The organism is Rhodovulum sp. DZ06 (assembly GCF_050586345.1).
Taxonomy (GTDB): domain Bacteria; phylum Pseudomonadota; class Alphaproteobacteria; order Rhodobacterales; family Rhodobacteraceae; genus JBOCEF01.
In genome coordinates this window covers 50729-70577 of record NZ_JBOCEF010000015.1, presented here as the reverse complement: position 1 = coordinate 70577, position 19849 = coordinate 50729, and the positions used below count along the sequence as shown (strand labels likewise).

Annotated in this window: 18 protein-coding genes; 8 read left to right on the top strand and 10 right to left on the bottom strand. The window is 74.6% G+C overall.

Annotated features, from left to right (window positions below; translation table 11 throughout):
* Positions 1-88: 88 nt before the first annotated feature.
* Complete coding sequence (glmM, locus tag ACQ5SO_RS09080; protein ID WP_430941274.1) at positions 89-1435, bottom strand: phosphoglucosamine mutase; 1347 nt, start codon at positions 1433-1435, stop codon at positions 89-91.
* A 270-nt stretch (positions 1436-1705) separates the two neighbouring features.
* Between glmM and ACQ5SO_RS09075 the strand changes: the two genes are divergently transcribed.
* Complete coding sequence (locus ACQ5SO_RS09075; RefSeq protein WP_430941273.1) at positions 1706-2833, top strand: polysaccharide biosynthesis/export family protein; 1128 nt, start codon at positions 1706-1708, stop codon at positions 2831-2833.
* Between the two features lie 233 nt (positions 2834-3066).
* Here the strand turns inward: ACQ5SO_RS09075 and ACQ5SO_RS09070 are convergent, their stop codons facing one another.
* Positions 3067-4365: a capsule biosynthesis protein gene (locus ACQ5SO_RS09070; RefSeq protein ID WP_430941272.1), complete on the bottom strand. Its 1299-nt coding sequence runs from the start codon at positions 4363-4365 to the stop codon at positions 3067-3069.
* 101 nt (positions 4366-4466) lie between these two features.
* Between ACQ5SO_RS09070 and ACQ5SO_RS09065 the strand changes: the two genes are divergently transcribed.
* Positions 4467-5663 carry a capsule biosynthesis protein gene (locus tag ACQ5SO_RS09065; protein ID WP_430941271.1) on the top strand — a complete coding sequence of 399 codons (1197 nt, stop codon included), beginning with the start codon at positions 4467-4469 and terminating at the stop codon, positions 5661-5663.
* Between the two features lie 87 nt (positions 5664-5750).
* Entirely contained in the window at positions 5751-6338 is a 588-nt protein-coding gene (locus tag ACQ5SO_RS09060) for a VOC family protein (protein ID WP_430941270.1), read from the top strand.
* Positions 6339-6615: 277 nt separating this feature from the next.
* Here ACQ5SO_RS09060 and ACQ5SO_RS09055 read toward each other — a convergent pair whose 3' ends face one another.
* The 4 genes from ACQ5SO_RS09055 to ccmI form a co-directional block, all read right to left on the bottom strand.
* Complete coding sequence (locus tag ACQ5SO_RS09055) at positions 6616-9192, bottom strand: methyl-accepting chemotaxis protein (RefSeq protein ID WP_430941269.1); 2577 nt, start codon at positions 9190-9192, stop codon at positions 6616-6618.
* 147 nt (positions 9193-9339) lie between these two features.
* A complete protein-coding gene (locus tag ACQ5SO_RS09050; protein ID WP_430941268.1) occupies positions 9340-9582 on the bottom strand; it encodes a DUF1289 domain-containing protein in 243 nt (80 codons plus the stop codon).
* Positions 9579-10079 (bottom strand): Holliday junction resolvase RuvX, encoded by a 501-nt coding sequence (gene ruvX / locus ACQ5SO_RS09045; RefSeq protein WP_430941267.1) that lies wholly within the window; start codon positions 10077-10079, stop codon positions 9579-9581. The genes ACQ5SO_RS09050 and ruvX overlap by 4 nt, the downstream gene beginning before the upstream one ends.
* Positions 10076-11377: a c-type cytochrome biogenesis protein CcmI gene (ccmI, locus tag ACQ5SO_RS09040; protein ID WP_430941266.1), complete on the bottom strand. Its 1302-nt coding sequence runs from the start codon at positions 11375-11377 to the stop codon at positions 10076-10078. Before ccmI ends, ruvX begins: the two co-directional genes overlap by 4 nt.
* Before the next feature lie 289 nt (positions 11378-11666).
* Here ccmI and ACQ5SO_RS09035 point away from each other — a divergent pair, with 289 nt between their 5' ends.
* The gene (locus ACQ5SO_RS09035) at positions 11667-12914 is read left to right on the top strand and encodes a sarcosine oxidase subunit beta family protein (protein ID WP_430941265.1); all 1248 of its coding nucleotides are present in this window, start codon (positions 11667-11669) and stop codon (positions 12912-12914) included.
* Positions 12915-13558: 644 nt separating this feature from the next.
* Here ACQ5SO_RS09035 and ACQ5SO_RS09030 read toward each other — a convergent pair.
* From ACQ5SO_RS09030 to ACQ5SO_RS09015, 4 genes are all read right to left on the bottom strand, one after another.
* On the bottom strand, positions 13559-13720 hold the full coding sequence (locus tag ACQ5SO_RS09030) for a hypothetical protein (RefSeq protein WP_430941264.1): 162 nt from the start codon (positions 13718-13720) through the stop codon (positions 13559-13561).
* Positions 13721-13753: 33 nt separating this feature from the next.
* On the bottom strand, positions 13754-13966 hold the full coding sequence (locus ACQ5SO_RS09025; protein ID WP_430941263.1) for a hypothetical protein: 213 nt from the start codon (positions 13964-13966) through the stop codon (positions 13754-13756).
* A gap of 6 nt (positions 13967-13972) precedes the next feature.
* Complete coding sequence (locus ACQ5SO_RS09020) at positions 13973-14185, bottom strand: hypothetical protein (RefSeq protein ID WP_430941262.1); 213 nt, start codon at positions 14183-14185, stop codon at positions 13973-13975.
* Positions 14186-14448: 263 nt separating this feature from the next.
* The gene (locus tag ACQ5SO_RS09015; protein ID WP_430941261.1) at positions 14449-14769 is read right to left on the bottom strand and encodes a hypothetical protein; all 321 of its coding nucleotides are present in this window, start codon (positions 14767-14769) and stop codon (positions 14449-14451) included.
* A gap of 132 nt (positions 14770-14901) precedes the next feature.
* On the opposite strand from ACQ5SO_RS09015, the gene ACQ5SO_RS09010 reads away from it, so the two are divergent.
* The 4 genes from ACQ5SO_RS09010 to ACQ5SO_RS08995 all read left to right on the top strand — a co-directional run bounded on the left by ACQ5SO_RS09010 (position 14902) and on the right by ACQ5SO_RS08995 (position 19296).
* Positions 14902-15219, top strand: coding sequence for a sarcosine oxidase subunit delta (locus ACQ5SO_RS09010; protein ID WP_430941260.1), 318 nt, complete (start codon positions 14902-14904; stop codon positions 15217-15219).
* 3 nt (positions 15220-15222) lie between these two features.
* A complete protein-coding gene (locus ACQ5SO_RS09005) occupies positions 15223-18240 on the top strand; it encodes a sarcosine oxidase subunit alpha family protein (protein ID WP_430941259.1) in 3018 nt (1005 codons plus the stop codon).
* The gene (locus tag ACQ5SO_RS09000; RefSeq protein ID WP_430941258.1) at positions 18233-18778 is read left to right on the top strand and encodes a sarcosine oxidase subunit gamma; all 546 of its coding nucleotides are present in this window, start codon (positions 18233-18235) and stop codon (positions 18776-18778) included. Before ACQ5SO_RS09005 ends, ACQ5SO_RS09000 begins: the two co-directional genes overlap by 8 nt.
* Before the next feature lie 359 nt (positions 18779-19137).
* The gene (locus tag ACQ5SO_RS08995) at positions 19138-19296 is read left to right on the top strand and encodes an RSP_7527 family protein (RefSeq protein WP_430941257.1); all 159 of its coding nucleotides are present in this window, start codon (positions 19138-19140) and stop codon (positions 19294-19296) included.
* Positions 19297-19849: the final 553 nt, after the last annotated feature.

The window sequence follows — 19849 nt, the reverse complement described above, 5'->3', positions numbered from 1 at the left end:
TGGCGGACGCGCCTCCCGCGAGGCGGCGCCCGCCCGCGCCCCGGCCCGCCTGTCAGCCCGCGCCTCAGCCCGCCTGTCAGCCCGCGCCTCAGCCCGCCGCGCGCACCGCGTCGCAGATCCCGTCCACGACCGCCTCGACCAGGGCCGCATCCGCGCCCTCGGCCATCACCCGGATCAACGGCTCGGTGCCCGATTTTCGGATCAGCACCCGCCCGGTCCCGGCAAGCCGCGCCTCGCCCGCCGCGATCGCGTCCTTCACCGGGGCCAGCGCCAGCACCGCGTCGGCCGACCCCTTCACCCGCACGTTCTTGAGGACCTGCGGCAGCGGCTTGAACCGCGCCAGGACCTCGGAGGCCGGGCGGTTCTCCTCCACCACCGCGGCCAGCACCTGCAACGCCGCCAGCAGCCCGTCGCCGGTGGTCGCGTGGTCGGACATCACGATATGCCCCGACTGCTCGCCGCCAAGGTTATAGCCGCCCGCGCGCATCTCCTCGACCACGTAACGGTCGCCGACCCTGGTGCGGATCAGGCGGACGCCGAGGCCCTCGAGATGCTGTTCCAGCCCGAGGTTCGACATCACCGTCGCCACCAACGCGCCGCCCTTCAACAGGCCCTTCTTCGCCCAGGTCCCGGCGATCAGCGCCATGATCTGGTCGCCGTCCACCACCTCGCCGCGCTCATCCACCACCAGGATGCGGTCGGCGTCGCCGTCGAGCGCGATGCCGATATCGGCCCGCGTCTCGATCACCTTGCGCCGGCACGCCTCGGGGGCGGTGGAGCCGACGCCGTCATTGATGTTGGTCCCGTCCGGGTCGTCGCCAAGCGCGATCACCTCGGCCCCCAGCTCCCACAACACCGTCGGCGCGGTGCGGTAGGCGGCGCCGTTGGCGCAGTCGACCACGATGCGCATCCCCGCCAGCGACAGCTCGCGCGGGAAACTGGATTTCACCGCCTCGACATAGCGCCCCCGCCCGTCCTCGATCCGCCGCGCGCGGCCCAGGTCCTCGGGGGCGGCCAGGCCCGGGCCCTTGTCCATCAGCGCCTCGATCGCCTCTTCCTCGGCGTCCGAGAGCTTGAACCCGTCGGGGCCGAACAGCTTGATCCCGTTGTCCTGGAAGGGGTTGTGCGAGGCGGAGATCATCACCCCCGCATCCGCCCGCAGGCTGCGCGCCAGCATCCCCACCGCCGGGGTCGGCACGGGGCCGAGCAGGAACACGTCCACCCCGACCGAGATGAAGCCCGCCGTCAGCGCCGGTTCGATCATGTAGCCCGACAGCCGCGTGTCCTTGCCGATGACGACCGAGTGCCGCCGCCGCCCGCCGCGCCGGAAATGCCGCCCCGCGGCCTGGCCGAGGCGCATGGCCACGTCCGCCGTCATCGGATGCCGGTTCGCTTCGCCGCGCACGCCGTCGGTGCCGAACAGGGATCGGGCCATTCGGGGTCTCCTCGGTCCTTCTGGGTCTCCTCCGGGGATAGCCGCGGGGGGGGCGGGCGTCCAGTCGCGCCGTGAACCCTTTCCTAACCACGGCGCGGTTAATGAGTCGTGGCGCGAGGGGGGCACGGCCCCTCCTCCATCCTTTTCGACCCCAGAGGGCGCCGAAGCGCGCCTGTTCCCCTGTTGGGCGCGCCCCGCGCGCCAGGCCCACCGGGACGCTGAAGCGCCCGGACAGATGCGGCGCCGAACGCGCCGGGAAGGAGCCGACCGATGCGTCTCGTCCCCCTCGCCATGCTTGCCTGCGCGGCGTTCGCCTCCGCCTGCGCGGTGGCCCCCAAGTCGGGGCCCGACGCCTCGGCCGTCCGCGCGGTGGAAAGCGCCGGACCCTACATCATGCGCCCGCTCGATGTCGGCACCGTCACCGCGCTCGAGGTCGCGGGCGCGGCCGCGGAGGCCGCCGCGGCGGCGGCCGAGAAGCTGGAGGCCGCGCGCCCCCTGCACGGCCAGGCGATCCGGGCCGGGGACCTCGTGCAGATCACGATCTGGGAGGCGGTGAATGGCGGCCTCTTCTCCGCGGCCGGGGAATCCGGGCCGCGCTCCATCGCCCTGCCGCCCCAGCGGGTGGACGGCGCGGGCTTCATCGACGCGCCCTATGCGGGGCGGCTGCGGGCGGCCGGGCGCACCCCGGCGCAGCTCTCGGACGCGCTGGTCCGGGCGCTGGACGGCAAGGCGATCCAGCCCCAGGCCATCGCCGCGGTGCTCGAATCCCCCGGCGCCCATGTCACCGTGATCGGCGACGCCGCCGCCCGGCCGGGGCGCGTGCCGCTGGCGGGCGTGGGCGAGCGGCTGCTGGACGTGGTCGCCGCCGCGGGGGGCGTGAAGACCCCCGCCCATGACGCCATGCTGCGCCTGACGCGCGCGGGGCGCAGCGCCGCCGCCCGCTATGACCGGGTGCTGCGCGAGCCGACGCAGAACGTCGCCGTGCGCCCCGGCGACACCGTGGCCCTGACGGCCGAGCCGCGCAGCTACGCGGTGTTCGGCGCGGCGCTGCGCCCGGTGCTGACGCCCTTCCCGCGGGCGCGGGTGACGCTGGCCGAGGCGATCTCGGCGGCGGGCGGCCTCGACGACCAGCGGGCCGAGCCCGAATCCGTGTTCCTGTTCCGGGACGAGCCCGCCGCCCCCGCGCTGGGCCTCGGCGAGGGGCCGCGGCAGGTGGTCTACAATCTCGACCTCACGCGCCCCGAGGCGTTCTTCCTCGCCCGCCGGTTCGAGATGCGCGACGACGACGTGATCTATGTCGCCAACGCCCCGATCACCGACCTGCAGAAGGTGCTCTCGGCGGTCGGCGCGGCGCTCAGCCCGGCCACCCGCACCGTCGGGCTCGCCGGCGGGCTGTGACGGGTCGGCAGGGGAAGACGCCAGGGGCGCGCCGCCGGCGCGCCCCTTCGGCCTGTCCGGCGCGCCGCCGGCGCGCCCCTTCGGCATGTGCGGCGCGGCGCCGGCGCGCCCTTTCGGCCTGTGCGGCGCGCGGGCGGCGCGCCCCGTCGGCCTGGGCGGCGCGGCGCCGGCGCGCCTCGTCGGCCTGCGCGGCGCGCGGCGCGCGCGATCATCCGGCCCGCGGCGCCCGCGGCTCAGGCCTTCAGCGCGGCATGGGCGGCCAGGCGCGGCGGGACGGGCAGCGCCGCGGCGTCGCCCGGGCACTCCGCTGCGGTCAGGCGGGCGGCGATCTCCCGCGCCGCCGCCCTGCGCCCCTCGGGCGCGTAGAACGACCCGCGCACCTGGATGGTCCCCGCCAGCGCCCGCATGAAGGCGTCGGCGAAGCCCGGGTCCGGCGCCCCGGGCGCCCGCCAGAACCGGCCCATCGGCCCCTGGTGGGTCAGCCCCGGCAGGTCGTAGATCGCGGTCCCCGTGGCCAGCATCGGCCGCCCCGCCGCGATCGCGTGCAGCCCGACGGTGGAGTTCGTGGCCACCACCCCCTGCGCGCCGCGGATCAGCAGGTCGAGCGGCCCGCCCTGCAGCACCTCGACCCGCCCGGAGATCCCCGTCTCGGCCGCGATGCGGGCGACGGTCTTCGGCCAGCCCTCGAGGCCGTTGTCCAGCGGGTGGGTCTTGAACAGCAGCCGGTCGCTCTCATGCGCATGGGCGGCGAAGCTCTCCAGCAGGGTCTCGACCATCTCCCGCTGGCCCTCCCACGCGCTGTTGTCGCGGATCTGCCGGTCGCTCTCGAGCTGCAGCGCCACGAGGAAATAGCGCCCCTGCGCCGCGCGCCGCGCGGCCTCGGCCGCCGCCCGCTCGCGCCGCGCGGCGAAGGGCAGGCGCGCGGCCCAGGACAGGTATTCCGAAACCGGGTGGTAATAGGCCTCGGCCCGGTAGCCGGGATAGGGCCAGAAGAACAGCGCGTTGGCGAGGTTGAAGAGCACCTCGTTCACCGCCTCGGAGGCGAAGCCGTGCCGGAACCGGGGCGCGAGGTCGAGCGGCTCCGGGTGGAACCGCTCCGCCAGCGCGCGGATCGCGGCCGGGTCGGTCGGGAAGCGCGACCAGGCCCCCATCCCGCCGCGCTCGAACGTGATCCAGTCGGGGCGCAGGTAGCCGAACTCGACCGCCCAGGCCCGGGCCCCGCGCGCCTCGGCCGCCGCCGCGGCGGCGCGGTGATAGGGGTGGCGGTCGGAATAGGACAGGACGTCGGTGATCCCGTGCTCGTCGAGGAACCCGCCGATGCGCGCGGCGAAGCTTTCGGGACCGCCGCGATGGGCGTGAAGATGCACCCCCGGCGCGGCGCGGAAGAACAGCGCGTCGGCGGTGCACAGGCGCATGTGATGCACCTCGGCCCCCGCTTCGGTCAGCGCCGGGGCGAGGTCGGACCAGAAGCGCCCGGGCGGCCCTTGCAGCATCAGGACCCGGCGCGGGGCGGGGCGGGACGATCCGGTCATTGCGCCTCCTGCGCGATCTGGGGTCGCCCCATGGTTGCATCCGCGCCCGCCGCGGGCAAGGCGCCGCGCAGGGCGGGCGCGGCGGGCGGCGGGGCGCGGGCATGACCGCGCGGCGCATCCTGCTGCTGCAGGGCCCGTCCAACGGCTTCATGGCGCGCCTTCGCGACGCGCTGACCGCGCGCGGGGCCGAGGTGTCGAAGGTCCATGTCCATTGCGGCGAGGCGCTGTTCTGGCGCCGCCCCGGCGCGGTGCATTTCCACGGGCCGCCAGGGGACTGGCCGGGCTGGATCGCGGCGCTGATGGCGGCGCGCGGGATCACCGACCTCGTGCTGCTGGGCGCCTGCCGCCCCGGCCACCCGGAGGCGATCGCGGCGGCGCGGGCGGCGGGGATCCGGGTGCATCACCTCGAGCTCGGCCTGCTGCGCCCCGGCCGCCTGTCGCTGGAGCCGGACGGGCCGGGGGCGCATTTCCCGCGCGACGCCGCCGGGGTGCGGGCGCTGGCGGCGCGGGCGCGCGCGGCGGGCGGGCCGCCGCCGCCCGGGCCGGGCGGCGCCGGCTTCGCGCGCTACGCCGCCGCCGACATGGCCTGGAACCTCGCCGCGCTGGCGACCTCCTGGGCCGCGCATCCGGGCTATCGACGCCACCAGGCCGAGCATCCGCTGGTGGAATATGGCGGCTGGGCGCTGAAGCTGGCGCGCCGGGCCCTCGTTCGGCCGCGCGCGGCGCCGCCGCCGGAGGGCGGGCCGCTGTTCGTCTTCGCGCTGCAGCTGCGGGGCGACGCGCAGGTGCGGTTCCGCGGGACGGGCGAGGACCTGCGCGACACGGCCCGCCGGGTGGCGGCGGATTTTGCGCGGCACGCGCCCCCCGGCGCGCGGCTGCTGGTCAAGCCGCACCCGATGGACAACGGCCTCACCCCCTGGGCGCGGATCGTCGCGCGCGCGACGGGGGGCGACGCGCGGGTGACGGCGGCGGGGGGGACGCCCCTCTCCGACCTGCTGCCGCGCTGCGCCGGGCTGGTCACGGTCAATTCCGGCGCGGGGCTCGAGGCGATCCTGGCCGGCCGCCCCGCCAAGGCGCTGGGCCGCGCGGCCTGGGACATCGAGGGGCTGGCGCATCGCGGCCCGCTCGCCGGGTTCTGGCAGGCGCCGCCGCGGCCCGACCCGGCGCTGGCCGCCGACCTCGCGCTCGCGCTCGACTGGGCGGCGCACGTGCCGGGCGGGTTCGACGGGCCCGCCGCGCCGGTGGGCGCCGTGGCGGCGGCGGAGCGGATCCTCGCGCCCCCGCGCCTCGTTCCGTGATTGCGGCGGAGGTGATTTCGCCGTCCCCCGGGCTATCATCGCCCTTCCCGAGGGCGGCCGGCGCCGCGAGACAGGAGGAGAGGCGCGATGCGCAAGATCCAGGTGCAGGGCGTGCACCACATCACCCTGACCGGCGCGGACCGGCAGACCTCGATCGATTTCTGGGAGGGGGTGCTGGGCATGCCCTTCGTGTTCGAGCAGCCCAATCTCGACGACCCGGGGCAGGGGCATCTCTATTTCGACCCGGGCGACGGGCGGCTGATCACCATCTTCACGGACGAGGCCCGCACGGGCGACGGGCGGCGCACCCCGACCGAGCCGGGCTGCGTGCATCACATCGCCTTCTCGGTGTCGATGGCCAGCTTCCTGCAGGCGGTGGAGCGGCTGAACGCGCGCGGCATCGGCCATAGCGGGGTGAAGGACCGGGGCTTCATGCACTCGATCTATTTCAAGGACCCGCTGGGGCTGCTGATCGAGCTTGCGGCCTACCTGTTCGAGCCGCCCGCGGGCCGCACCCATGCCGAGGTGCTGATGGCGGCGCACAGGATCCGGGTCGCGCGCGGCGACGACGCCATCGCCACGGGTCACGTGGCCGATGCGCTGGAGCAGCTGGCGCACGAGGCGCCGAGCCTGTCGGAAAGCCGCGCCGCGGCGGATCCCTACCGCAAGGGCTGAGCCCGGGCGTCCTGGGCCGCTGCCGCCCCGGCCGCCCGACCGCCCCCCCCGCGGGACCGCCGCGCCTCCTCTGCCTGAGCCGCGCGCGCGAGGGGCCTTGGCGCGGGCAGTCGGGCGCGTTGCCCCCCTCGCCCCTCCCCGAAGCCCGCCGTCCCCGGGCGGGGGCGTGCGGCCGCTCAGGGGGACAAGCCCCCGTTCGCGGCCGCAGGCGGCTGCGCCGCCGGGCGCCGGGCCCGGGCGCGGCGTCCCCGGCCAGGCGTCCCCCGGTCTCCGGGGGTCAGGCGGCGCTGCGCGCGGCCTTGCCGGGCGCGTCGAGCGCCGAGGTGCGGAAGCGGTCGGAATCCGTCGTCAGCCCGTCCGACTGCTCGTTCAGCCGTTCCGCCGCGCGGGCGGTGTTCATCGCCAGCTCGGTGTTCTGCTGGGTGATCGCGTCCACGTCGCGCACCGCGGCGTCCATCTCGGCGATGCCGGCGGTCTGGCTCTCGATCGCGGCGTCGACCTCGCCCATCGTGGCCGAGACCTGCTTCACCGCGTCGAGCAGCGCGCCGATCGTCTCGCCGGTCCGGGTGACCAGCGCCATCCCCTCCTCGGCATGGGCCGCGCTCTCGGCGATCACCTCGCCGATCTCGCGGCTCGCCTCGGAGGCGCGCTGGGCGAGGCTGCGCACCTCGGTCGCCACCACCGCGAAGCCCTTGCCCGCCTCGCCCGCCCGCGCGGCCTCGACCGCGGCGTTCAGCGCAAGAAGGTTGGTCTGGAAGGCGATCTCGTCGATCAGGCCGGTGAACTCCTTCACCTTGGCGGTGCTCGCCTCCATCCGGCCCACCGCGGCGACCGCGCTCTGGACCACCTCGCGGCCCTCGTCGGCCTGGCGGCCCGCGGTCTCGGAGGCGCCGCGCACGTCCGACACCCGGGTCCGGTTCGCGGCCATGTTCTCGGTCAGCGCCGACATCGCCTGCGCCGTCTCGGTCAGCGCCGCGGCCTGGCTCTCGGCCCGCGCGCTCAGCTCCCGCGCCCCGGTCAGCATGTCGGTGGAGACGCCCGAGAGGGTCCCCGCCCGTTCCTTGATCCCCGAGATCAGCGCCCCGAGCCCGTCATACATCGCGTTCATGTCGCGCCCCAGCGCGGCCAGGTCGCCCTCGTAGGCGCCGGTCATGCGCATGGTCAGGTCGCCCGCGGCGCCGGCCGACAGCACGTCCTGCACTTCCTCCATGAAGGCGCCCATGCTGGCGCTGATGTCGTTCATCCCGTCGCGCACGGCGGCGAGGAACGCCTCCTCGGTCTCGACGTCGATGCGCCCCGAGAAGTCGCCCTTGCGGATCCGCGCGATCACGTCCGAGATCTGCGTCTGCATCGAGCGCAGCGCCGTCACCTCGGCCCATTCGACCACGTAGCCCAGCCGCTTGCCGTCCCGTTCCACCGGCGCGGCGGTCAGGGTGAAGCGGCGGTCGTCGAAGCCGATCTCGGACTGGTGGACGCCGCTGAGCGCCTGCAGCATCTTGCGGATCCGGCCCGGGTCCTTGTGGAAGATGTCGATGTTCAGGCCGACCAGCTTGGAGAAATCCGCGTCCTTGCGGGTTTTCTTGAAGAAATCGGCCGAGCGCAGCAGCGATTCCTCGAGCCGCGGGTTCACGAACACGATGTCGAACGTGTCGTTCGCGATCATCAGCGCCGAGGCGGAGCATTCCAGCGCCGAGGCGGTGCGCGTGGACACCGTGACCAGGCGGTTGATCTCCATCACCGAGCGCGCGAGGCCGCCGATCTCGGACCGGTCCTCCTGGTAGGGGATCTCGGCCGGCTTGCCCCAGGCCAGGGTCATCGCCCGCTCGGCCAGAAGCCGGATCGGTGCGGCGACCGAGCGCGCGCCGAACCAGGTGATGGCGAGGGTCAGCGCCACGCCCAGCGCCGTCAGCGCCGCCGCCGCGGTCAGCTCGGTCCGCGCGTCGTCGTACAGTTCCGCGCCCCGCGTCTCGATCATCTCCAGCGCCTGCGCCTCGGCCCGGCCGAGCGCGGCCAGGCGCGCGGAGGCGGCGTCGAACCACTCGGCCGCGGTCGGGAACTCCTCGGGGATCGCGCCGCCCGCCTGCAGAAGACGGTCGCGCAGCGCCTCCATCGCCGTGCTCTCCTCGGCGGCCAGCTGCGCCTCCACCGCCTTGGCGACGGCGGGGGCGGACCACTGGTGGATCATCGTCGCGACGCCGTCCTGCTTCTGCCCGAGGCCGACGAAGCGGAGGAACTGCGCCTCGTCGAACCCGCCCGCGGCGATGCCCGAGGCGCCCACCGCGCGCTCCAGCCCCGCGTATTCCGACAGCTGCAGCTGCATCGACAGGCCCACCAGAAGGGCGCGGAACTGCAGCGCGTCGACGCCGAGCGCATACTCGGTCGCGCCGTCGCGCAGCCGCGTCACCTCGGCCGTGTAGGACTTGAGCGTCGCGCCCAGATCGGCGCCGCCATCCACCGCCTGCCGCAGCCCGTCGAGGCGCTTCATCGCCTCGGCCGCGGCGACGGCGACGGGCATCTCCAGGATCGCCCCGCGTTTCTCGGCGGCGGCGGCGAGGGCGGCGCCCAGGTCCCGCCGCTTGCCGTCGGTCGCCTGGCGCCGCTTCGCCAGCCGCACGCGAAGCTCCTCGCCCCGCCCCGAGGCGATGAAGCTCGCGGAGATGCCGCGCTCGGCCTGCATCGCGTGGGTGAAGGCGGTGTACTGGGGCAGGGCCTGCGCCGCCGTCGTCGCGGTCTGCAGCTCATTGGTCTGCTCGTAGAGCTCCCCCAGCTCCACCGCCGCGAAGGCGAAGACGCCCAGCAACGGCACGATGGCCGCCAGCGCGACGCGCTGGAAGATCGAGAGGCGTTTCAGCATGGCCTGCAAGCTCCGCATCCGAAAAAGATCGGGGCGGACCCTGCGCGCGAGGCGTTGCCATATGGTTCATGAAACCCTGCGCCGCGACATCGGAGACCGAATTCCGCGGCGGGGGCGCCGGAAACGTTGAAACCCGCGCCCCGGAGATCAGCGCCGCCGCGACCGCCCGGTGCGGGCGGAGGGGCGGACCCCCGCCTCGCGCAGCCGCGATTCGCGGCCCGGAAGCTCGTCCATCAGCGCGCGCCGCGCCTCGGGCGTCATCCGCGACCACTCCGCGATCTCGGCCCCTGTGCGGAAGCAGCCGACGCAGATCTTCGCGCCCGGGTGGATTACGCAGACCTTGTTGCAGGGGCTCTCGATCTCGTCGCGCTTCCAGACCTCGTCGCTCATCGCCCCAGCCCCCGCGCCAGCACGTCGAGCCGGTCGAGCGCGCCCTGCAGGATGTAGCTCGCCGCCACGGCGTCGATGTTCTCGGCCCGCTTGGCGCGCGACAGGTCCCCCTCCAGCATCGCGCGTTCCGCCGCCACCGTGGTCATGCGCTCGTCCTGCAGCACGATGGGCAGGTCGGTGAGGCGCGAGAGGTTGCGGGCGAAGGCGCGGCTCGACTGGCTGCGCGGGCTCTCGTCGCCGTTCATGTGCATCGGCAGGCCGATGACGATGCCCCCGAGGACCCGCCCCTCGGCCAGCTTGAAGATCGCGGCGACGTCGGCGCCGAACTTCTTGCGCCGCACGGTCGAGAGCGGCGAGGCGGTCATCCGCATCCCGTCCGACAGCGCCACGCCCACGGTCTTGGTCCCGACATCGAGCCCGAGCAGCTGGTCGCCCATCTTCAGCAGGGGGGCCATCTGCTCGATCGTCACCACCCCGGCGGGCGCGTCCCCGGTCATTGCGGCGCCCCCCCGTTGGCGGCCTGGGCGCGGGCGGCCTCGGCGGCGGCCTCGAGCTCGGCCAGAACCTCCGGGCGATCCGCGAAGGTCTCGCGCGCCGAGCCCATGATGCGCTCGATGTCGCCTTCGCGGGCGAGCACGCCGTAAGCGCGCAGCAGGCGGCCCCATTCGGCGACCGTGCCGCCCTCGGTCGCCAGCCGGTCCTCGAGCCGCGCGACCATGCCCTCGATCATCTCGCGCCGGTCCTCCATCGACATCTCGGCGGCGTCCCGCATCGCGTCCGCATCCGGGCCGGGCAGGCCGCGGGCGGCGCGCAGGGCGTCGGCGGCCTCCTGCGCCTCGGGGGGCACGGGGGCGCCGGCCTCCTGCGCCACGTCGCCGATCACGCGCAGGATCGGCTCCTTCCACGGCGCGTCGGGGCCGCCTTCGCGCAAGAGCTCGGTCCACAGCTTCAGCGCCAGGTCCGCGCGCCCGTTCTGGGCCAGCGCCAGGCCCGCATAATAGCGCGCCGTGGTGTTGCCGGGATCGAGCGCCAGGGTGCGCGACAGCAGCTTCTCGGCCTCGGGCGAGACATAGCCCTCGGCGGCCAGCACCATCGCCTCGGCCTGGAGTTCCAGGTCCGCGGCCTCGGCGGCGTCGCCGAGCAGCGCGTTGGCCTCCTCCTGCGCGCGCCAGGCGGCCTTGGGGTCGTCCAGCCGCATCAGCGCCTGCGCCAGAAGCCGCCGCCCGCGCACGTCGTCGGGCCGGTCGGCGAGGATGCCGCGCAGCCGGTCCACCAGCTCCAGCATCCGGTCCGCCTCGGGGGGCAGCTGCGGCTCGGGGATGCCCGAGGCTTCGCGGCGCGCGGCGATCCTCTCCTCCGCCGCCTCCTGCGAAGGCCGGTTGGCGGCGGCCTCCTTCATGTCCGCGAGGCGCTGGGCGCGGGGCAGGTCGCCCTGGCCCGGGGTCCCGAGCGCGAAGTAGAGGCCCGCGCCCCCGCCCAGCAGCCCGATGACGGCGACCAGCGCCAGCACGCGCGAGGCGCCCGCCGGGGCCGGCCCGGCGCCGTGGCTGCGCTCGGCCTCCGCCGCGGCGGCGAGCAGGCGGCGCGACACCTCGGCCCGGGCGCCCTCGGCCTCGGCCGCGCTCAGCACCCCGCGCTCGAGATCCGCGTCGACGGCGGCGAGCTGGTCGCGGAACACGGCCATGTCATGGGCGGCGCGCGGCGCGGCGTCGGCCCCGCGCGAGAGCAGCGGGCGGATCAGGAACAGCGCGGCGGCGATGGCGAGCGCCGCGGCGGTCGCCCAGAATTCCAGCATGCGTAAGGGCCTTTCCGGTCCTGCGTGGGCCCCGGCGCGGGGGCCGGGCTGCGAAATCCGCGGGACAGTACCGGGGGCGGGGGCGGGCTTCAATGCGGCGCCGCGCGGCCGGTCGCGGGGGCGTGAACGGCGCGCGAGCGGGGCGGGGCGGGGGTTGCGCGCTGAAACTGTTGCGAATGCTGCGCTTCGCGGGGTTCCCCAACGTCTGGACGGGACGCGCCGGGCGGGTAGTGTGGGGGCGGGGGTCCGCCGCCGCGCGCCCCGAGCAAAGCGCAGGAGACCGCGACCCATGGCCCGATATTCCGCCTTCGCCATCGCCCGCCATGCCCTGTCCCGCCACCAGGGATGGGAGCGCGCCTGGCCCGACGCGACGCCGCGCGGGCGCTACAAGGTGGTGATCGTCGGCGCCGGGGGGCACGGCCTCGCCACCGCCTATTACCTGGCGCGCGAGCACGGGATCACCGACGTGGCGGTGCTGGAGAAAGGCTGGCTCGGGGGCGGCAATACCGGGCGCAACACCACCATCATCCGCTCGAACTACCTGCGGGACCCCTCGGCGGCGATCTACGAGAAGTCGCGCAGCCTCTATGAGGGGCTGAGCCAGGAGCTCAATTTCAACATCATGTTCAGCCCCCGCGGCGTGCTGATGCTGGGCCAGACCGAGCACGAGATGCGGGCCTGGTCGCGCACCTGGCACGCCAACCGGTGCAGCGGCATCGAGTCGGAGCTGGTGACGCCGGAGCGGATCAAGGAGATCGTGCCGATCATCAACCTGGACGGCCCGCGCTACCCGGTCCTCGGCGGGCTGTGGCAGCCCCGCGGCGGCACCGCGCGCCATGACGCGGTGGCCTGGGGCTATGCCCGCGCGGCGGCGGCGCTCGGCGTCGACATCATCCAGCGCTGCGAGGTGACGGGGATCGAGACGAATGGCGGCCATGTCACCTCGGTGCGCACCTCGCGCGGGGACATCGCCTGCGACCGGCTCTGCCTCGTGGTCGCCGGGCATTCGGGGGAGCTGGCGCGGATGGCCGGCTTCCGCCTGCCGGTGGAATCGGTGGCCCTGCAGGCGCTGGTCTCGGAGCCGGTGAAGCCGATGATCGACTGCGTGGTGATGGCCAACACGGTGCATGGCTATGTCAGCCAGTCCGACAAGGGCGAGCTGGTGATCGGCGGCGGCGCCGACGGGTTCAACAACTTCACCCAGCGCGGCAGCTTCCAGCACATAGAGGAGACGGTGCGCGCGCTGACCGAGACCTTCCCGGTGATCTCGCGCATGCGCCAGCTGCGCCAGTGGGGCGGGATCGTGGACATGACCGGCGACCGCTCGCCCATCATCGGCAAGACGCCGGTCGGGGGGGTGTTCCTCAATTGCGGCTGGGGCACGGGGGGCTTCAAGGCGATCCCCGGCTCGGGCTGGGCGACGGCCGAGATGCTGGCCAAGGGCGAGCCGGGCGAGATGGCGGGCCCCTTCGGCATGGACCGTTTCGCCGAGGGGCGGGTGATCGACGAATCGGTCGCCGCCGCGGTGGCGCATTGATGGGGGCGCGGCTTCGACGCCGGGGGCGCGGCGGCGCCGAGGGCGAGGCCCACGGCCTCGCCCCGCGGGCGGACGGCCGCGCGGCGGGGGCGGGCCCCGTCCCGGCGCACGGGGGCGGCGCGACCCTTGCCGGGCCGGCTCCGGGCGCCGCGCCGGGCGGGGGCGCGGGACGCCGCCGCATCGACGGCGACGGCGACGGCCGGGGCGCCGGGGCCGCGGGCCTGTTCATGGCGGGGTGGATGGCGCGGGCGGCGGCGCGGTCTGCAGCGCGGCGCGGGCCGGGCGTCGCGCGGCGGGGCGAGGCCCTCGCGGCTGCGGACCCTGCGGGGGCGCGGCAAGGGGCGGCGAGCCCGCGGATGGGCCGCGACGCCGCCGGGCGCCGCGCCCCCGCCGCAGTCCCGTCCTGCGCCGTCTCCGCCCTCTCATCGGCCAAAGCCGCCGGGACCATGCCGGGCGGCGCCCGGGGCGTCTTCGTCTTCGCATCGGCGCGGGTTGTCAGCTGTCAACATCCCGGCGCGGGGCAGGCGGCGCGGTCCGCCTCGGGCTGCCCGGATGCGCGGCTCCAGCCGTTGGCCGCCGGGGACGAGGCCGCCCATCGGGGTCTTTCCCCGGTCGGCGGCGGGCGGTGCGCGCGGGGCGGGGCGTCAGTCGCCGCCGTCTCCGCCATCCCCGTCGTCACCGCCGAAGAACCAGCCGCCGCCGTCATCTCCGCCCCTGCGGCGTCCGTTCCTCCGGCGGCGCGGAAGAACGGCGCGCACCAGGATCACGAGGATGACGAGGGCGATGACGGCTTCGAGCTGGCTCATGCTGGGGTCCTCCCGGCGCCGCGCGCGCGGCGCTCAGCCCTGCGCAACGGGGCGAGCGGCCCCGGCCCGCGGGATGGCGTGCTCATGAAGGTGTTCGGCGCGGTCGTCGAGGGCGAGGGGCGGCTCGACCGTCCCGCTCGCGCCGCGGGGATGGGCGCGGGCGATCTCCCGCGCGTTGCGGTGCAGGACGCGGTGCAGGAGAAGGCCGGTCGCGGCGAGGCCCGCGGGGATCAGCAGCTTGATCATCGCGGCTTAGTCCCAGCCGCCGCCGCCGGAGTCCCCGCCGCCGCCATCGCCGCCGCCGTCTCGACCTGCATGCCAGCCGGGGGGGACGTACCCGGAGGCTCCACCGCCGCCCCGGCCCTGCTTGCCGCGCGCGCCTGCGCGCATCAACAGGAATGCGAACAGGAACAGGCCGATCAGCGCGCCCGCGCCGAGGATCGCCTCCGTCATCTCGCCGGTCATGCGCCCCTCCGTTCCGCCGGGGCCGAAGCCGCCCCGTTCGGGAAGGATGCGCAGGGATTGCGCCCTGAACAAGGCGCGCAGGCCGGGGGCGGCTCGGGCGTCTCGCCTTCGCGGAACATGACCCCGACCCGCAATGCGCGCCTCGTCACGGGCGCCGCGCAGACCCGCGCCACGCGCCCCGGCGGCGGCACGCCGCCTGCGCCCGGGAATGGGGGGCTTGCCCCCCCTGAGCGGGCGCACGCCCCCTCCGGGCGCGGGCGGGGTCAGGCCCGGGCGCCGGGCGCGTCCTCGGGGAAACCCATCTCTTCGAGGGGGAAGGGCAGCTCCTCCTCCAGCGCGCCGAAATCCTCATCCGCCGCTGCGAGCGCCAGCGAGGCCGCCCGCAGCGCCTCGGTCCCCGCGTCGTCGGCGCGGCCCGCGGCCCAGGGCCGCAAGCCCTCCACCTGCACGGGGGCCGTGCGCCCGGCCCGCGGCCGCGCCGCCTCGGCCCGGCGCAGCGCCTCGGCCAGCCGCTCCCGCTCCGCCCGCGCGGCCTCGAGCTCGGCCGCCAGGGCCGCCCGGCGGTTGTGTCCCATCATCGTCATCAGCGCGCCTCCGAACAGATGTTCTCCATGTGTTCCAGTCTGCGCGCCCTTCGCCGTCCCGGCAAGGAAAATGTTCTTCCAATGTTCTCAGGCGCCGCGCCCCGCCGCGCGCCGCAACAACGAGGTCCCGACATGCTTCTGCTGACCTGCCCGTATTGCGAGGCCGAGGGGGAGGAGACCGAGTTCGCCCCCGGCGGCGAGGCGCATCTGAAGCGCGAGGGCCCGGGGGCCTCCGACGACGCCTTCGCCGACTACCTGTTCACCCGCAAGAACCCCAAGGGCGTCCATTTCGAACGCTGGCGGCACCAGTTCGGCTGCGGGAAATGGTTCCACGTCGCCCGCTGCACCGCGACGCTGGAGGTGTTCGGGTCCTACGCCGCCCAGACCTCCGCCCCGCCCGAAGACATCCTCGCGCGCATCCGCGCCCGTCGCCCCGGCCGGGAGGGCTGAGCCATGAGCCGCAGACTGACCGCCGGCGGGATCCTCGTGAACCGCGAGGAGCTGATCCGCGGGACCGTGGACGGAGAGGTGCTGGCGGGCCATCCCGGCGACACGCTCGCCTCGGCCATGCTCGCCTCGGGGCGGATGCTGATGGGGCGCAGCTTCAAGTATCACCGCCCCCGGGGCCCCGTCTCCGCGGGGTGGGAGGAACCCAACGCCCTGTTCGGAATCGGCGCGGGCGGGCGCTATGAGCCGAACCTGCGCGCCACCACCGTGGAGCTGCGCGAGGGCCTGACGGCCGAGAGCCAGAACCGCTGGCCGTCGCTGAAATTCGACGTGGGCGAAGTGAACGACCGGCTGTCGCGCGTCTTCCCCGCGGGGTTCTACTACAAGACCTTCATGCACTCGCTCGACGCGTGGGAGAAGGTGTTCGAGCCGGTGATCCGCCGGGCGGCGGGCCTCGGCAAGGCGCCCACGGAACCCGACCCGGATGCGTACGAGCATTTCTACTGGACCGCCGACGTGCTGGTGGTCGGCGGCGGCATCGCCGGGCTGGCGGCGGCGCGCGCGGCGGCCGAGGCCGGGGCCTCGGTCACGCTGGTCGAGCAGAACTGGTGGTGGGGCGGCCGCGCGCTGGTCGACGCGCCGGTCATCGACGGGCGCCCGGCGGGCGAGTGGATCGACGCGCAGGTCGCCGCGCTGTCGGCGATGGAGAACGTCACCCTGCGCCTGCGCACCCAGGCGGCGGGGGTGCACGACCACGGCTATGTCATCCTTGATGAGCGCGCGCCCGAGGGCGCCGACGCCGTCCCCGGCCCCCGCCGCCGCTTGTGGCGGGTGCGCGCGGGGCGGGTGATCACGGCGCAGGGCGCGGTGGAACGACCGCTGAGCTTCGCGGGCAATGACAAGCCGGGGGTGATGCTCGCCTCCGCGGCGCGGGATTACGCGGCGCTCTGGGGAGTCGCCGTGGGCGCGCGGGTGGTGGTGGTCACCAACAACGATGACGGCTACCGCACCGCGCTGGCGCTGGCCAAGGCGGGGGTGACCGTGGCGGCGGTGATCGACCCGCGCGAGGGCGCGCAGGGGCCGCTGGCCCGCGCGGCGTCCGAAGCGGGGATCGACGTGCGGCAGGGCATGGCGATCCGCAAGGTCGAGCATGACTGGTGGCATGTCCGCGGGGCGTATGTGTGCCGCGCGAACGGGACCGGCGCGGCCTCCGAACTGGTCCCCTGCGACGCGATCCTGATGTCGGGGGGGTGGTCCCCGGCCGTCCACCTCTGGTCCCATTGCGGCGGCAAGCTGGCCTGGGACGAGGGGACCGCCTGCTTCCGCCCCGACCCGGCGCAGCCGCCGCTGGGACGCGACGGGCAGGGCTTCGTGCTGACGGCGGGGACGGCCTCGGGGCCGCTCTCCACCGCCGGGGCCTTGTCGGACGCGATCCGGGCGGGGGCGCATGCCGCCGGGGATCTCGGCTTCGGGGACGGCGCGCCGGGCGCGGCGCCCGAGGTGGAGGAAGAGGCCGAGGCCCCGATGGCGCCGGTCTGGATCATGCCCGCGAAGGCGGGGGCGGACCTGCGCGCCAAGGCGTTCCTCGACTTCCAGAACGACGTGAAGGTCTCCGACGTCGAGCTGGCGGCGCGCGAGGGGTATGAGAGCGTCGAGCACGCCAAGCGCTACACCACGCTCGGCATGGCGACGGACCAGGGGAAGCTGTCGAACATCAACGGGCTGGCGATCCTGGCCGATGCGCTGGGCAAGCCGATCCCGCAGGTGGGGACGACGACCTTCCGCCCGCCCTGGACGCCGGTCCCCCTCGCCGCCATTGCAGGCGACGCGCGGGGCGAATTGTTCAAGCCGACCCGCAAGACGCCGATGGACGCCTGGCACGACGCCAATGGCGCGACCTGGGAGGCCGTCGGGGACTGGCGCCGTCCCTTCGCCTATCTGCGCGAGGGAGAGGACGTGCACGCGGCGGTGCGGCGCGAGGTGATCGCGGCGCGGACCGGGGCGGCGATGCTGGACGCCTCGACCCTGGGGAAGATCATCGTCTCGGGGCCGGATGCAGGGGTGTTCCTTGACCGGCTCTATACCAACATGATGTCGACGCTGAAGCCGGGCCGCTGCCGCTATGGGCTGATGTGCACCGAGGCGGGGTTCCTGTTCGACGACGGCGTGGTGGTGCGCCTGTCCGAGGACAAGTTCCTGTGCCACACCACCACCGGCGGCGCGGGGCGCGTGCATGCCTGGATGGAGGAATGGCTGCAGACCGAGTGGTGGGACCTGCGCGTCTGGGTGATGGACGCGACCGAGCAATACGCCCAGGTCGCGGTCGTCGGCCCGAAGGCGCGGGACATCCTGCGGCGGCTCGGCGGCATGGATGTCAGCCGCGAGGCGATCCCCTTCATGGGGTTCGCGGAAGGCGCGCTCGGGGGGATCCCGGCGCGGGTCCACCGCATCTCCTTCTCGGGCGAGCTGTCGTTCGAGATCGCGGTTCCGGCGATCCATGGCCAGGCGCTGTGGGACAGGCTGCTGGAGGCGGGGATGCCGTCCGATGTGCAGCCCTACGGCACCGAGGCGATGCACGTGCTGCGGGCCGAGAAGGGCTTCATCATGATCGGGGACGAGACCGACGGCACGGTGACGCCGCAGGACCTGGACCTGCACTGGGCGGTGTCGAAGAAGAAGGACGACTTCATCGGCAAGCGCGGCCAGATGCGCGCCGACCTGGTGCGTGCGGACCGGCGGCGCCTGGTGGGCCTGTTGACCGAGACCCCGGGCGACCGGCTGCCCGACGGCGCCCCGAGCGTCGAGGATGTGCAGGAGGACGGGCGCGCGCGGATGACCGGGCACGTGACGTCCTCCTACCACTCGCCGACGCTGGGGCGCTCCATCGCCATGGCGCTGGTGGAGGGGGGCATGGACCGGGAAGGGGAGGTGCTGACCTTCTCCACCGGGCCGGGCGCGGTGATGCGCGCCAAGGTCGTCTCGCCGGTATTCTTTGATCCGAAGGGGGAGAAGCAGGATGTCTGATCCCGTCATCATCAGCGGCCCGGCGAACCGGGGGATGATCTCGCTGCGCGCGGACCTCGCGAAACCCTCCGTGGCCAATGCGCTGGAGGGGCTGTTCGGCCTGCCCGTGCCGGGCGTGCGGCGGATCGAGACCGGCGAGGGCGGCGCGGCGGCGTGGATGAGCCCGGACGAGCTCTTGCTGCTGCTCCCCGAGGGCGAGGACCCGGCGGAGGCGGCCGCGCAGGCGGCGGCGCTGGAGAAGCGGCTCGGGCGGCTGCATTCGCTGATGCTGGACCTGTCCTCGGCCCGGGTGCAGTTCGCGCTGTCGGGGCCGGGCGCGCGCGAGGTCCTGGCCAAGGGCGCGCCGGTGGACCTGCGCCCCGCCGCCTTCGGGCCGGGGGCGTTCCGGCGCACCCGGCTGGGGCAGGTGGCGGCGGCGTTCTGGTGCGCGGGCGACGGCTTCGGCCTGGTCTGTCACCGCTCGGTGAGCGATTACACCGCTGCATGGCTGCGCAATGCTGCGGCGCCGAACAGCCTGCCGGTGGCGATCCGGGCCTGAGCCGCCCGCGCCCGTCTTCGCGAGTCATCGACGCCCCGCCGCGCCCGACGCGGCGGGGCGTCCTTGCATCTACGACCTTGGTATGACACCGGATTCTGGTTAATTGGGGCGGCATTGCGGCGACGGGCCGGATGTCTGCGACCGGACTCGCCTTCCGCGTGCGTAACCTTGCGGATCGGTTTATTTCGCAGGTGCGAGATATGCATTCCCTGCAAATCGGGTTTGGCCTTTTGTGCAGTGCACACGTCAGCCGTCCCGACCTATCTTCAATCTCAAGCAAGGGCGGTCGCGCCGAGACGCGGCGGCCCGGAGCACCCGGAACACGAAAGGGCGGCCGCCCGAGATGGCCGCGAACGACGATGAAGCGCACCGACACCCTGCCGACCCTGTCCGACATCGAGGCTGACGCCCGTCGTCTTCAGGCCGAGGCCGTCGCCCATGCGCTGCGCACCCTGATGACCGGCATCCGCGACGCTTTCGGCGGCGCGACGGTTCACGGAAACGGTCGGACCGCCTGACCCGGCGAGCGCCGCGCACCTCCTCCCAGCGCGTCGCCCCTGCCGCACAGGCTTCTGATCGAGACCTCGGACCCCGGACCCTCCCTCCGGCTTCCGAGGCAAGGTCCCCGCCCGGAACCTCCCACCGGGCGGGGACTTCGAAACAAGGATCGGCCCGGTCACTCTGACCCGGCGGACGCCGCGCACCTCCTCCCAGCGCGTCGCCCTCGCCGCCCAGAAGACCCCGCCGTGACCTCGGCCCTCCCGGACCTCCCACCGGGCCGCCGAGGACAAGGTCCCCGCCCGGACCCTCCCACCGGGCGGGGACTTCAAAGACAAGGATCGGCCCGGTCTCTCCGACCCGGCGGACGCCGCGCACCTCCTCCCAGCGCGTCGCCCTCGCCGCCCGGAAGACCCCGCCGTGACCTCGGCCCTCCCGGACCCCCCACCGGGCCGCCGAGGACAAGCTCCCCGTCCGGATCCTCCCACCGGACGGGGACGCTGAAATCAGGATCGGCCGGTCCCTTCCCGACCCGGCGCACGGCTCGCACCTCCTCCCAGCGATCCGACGCGC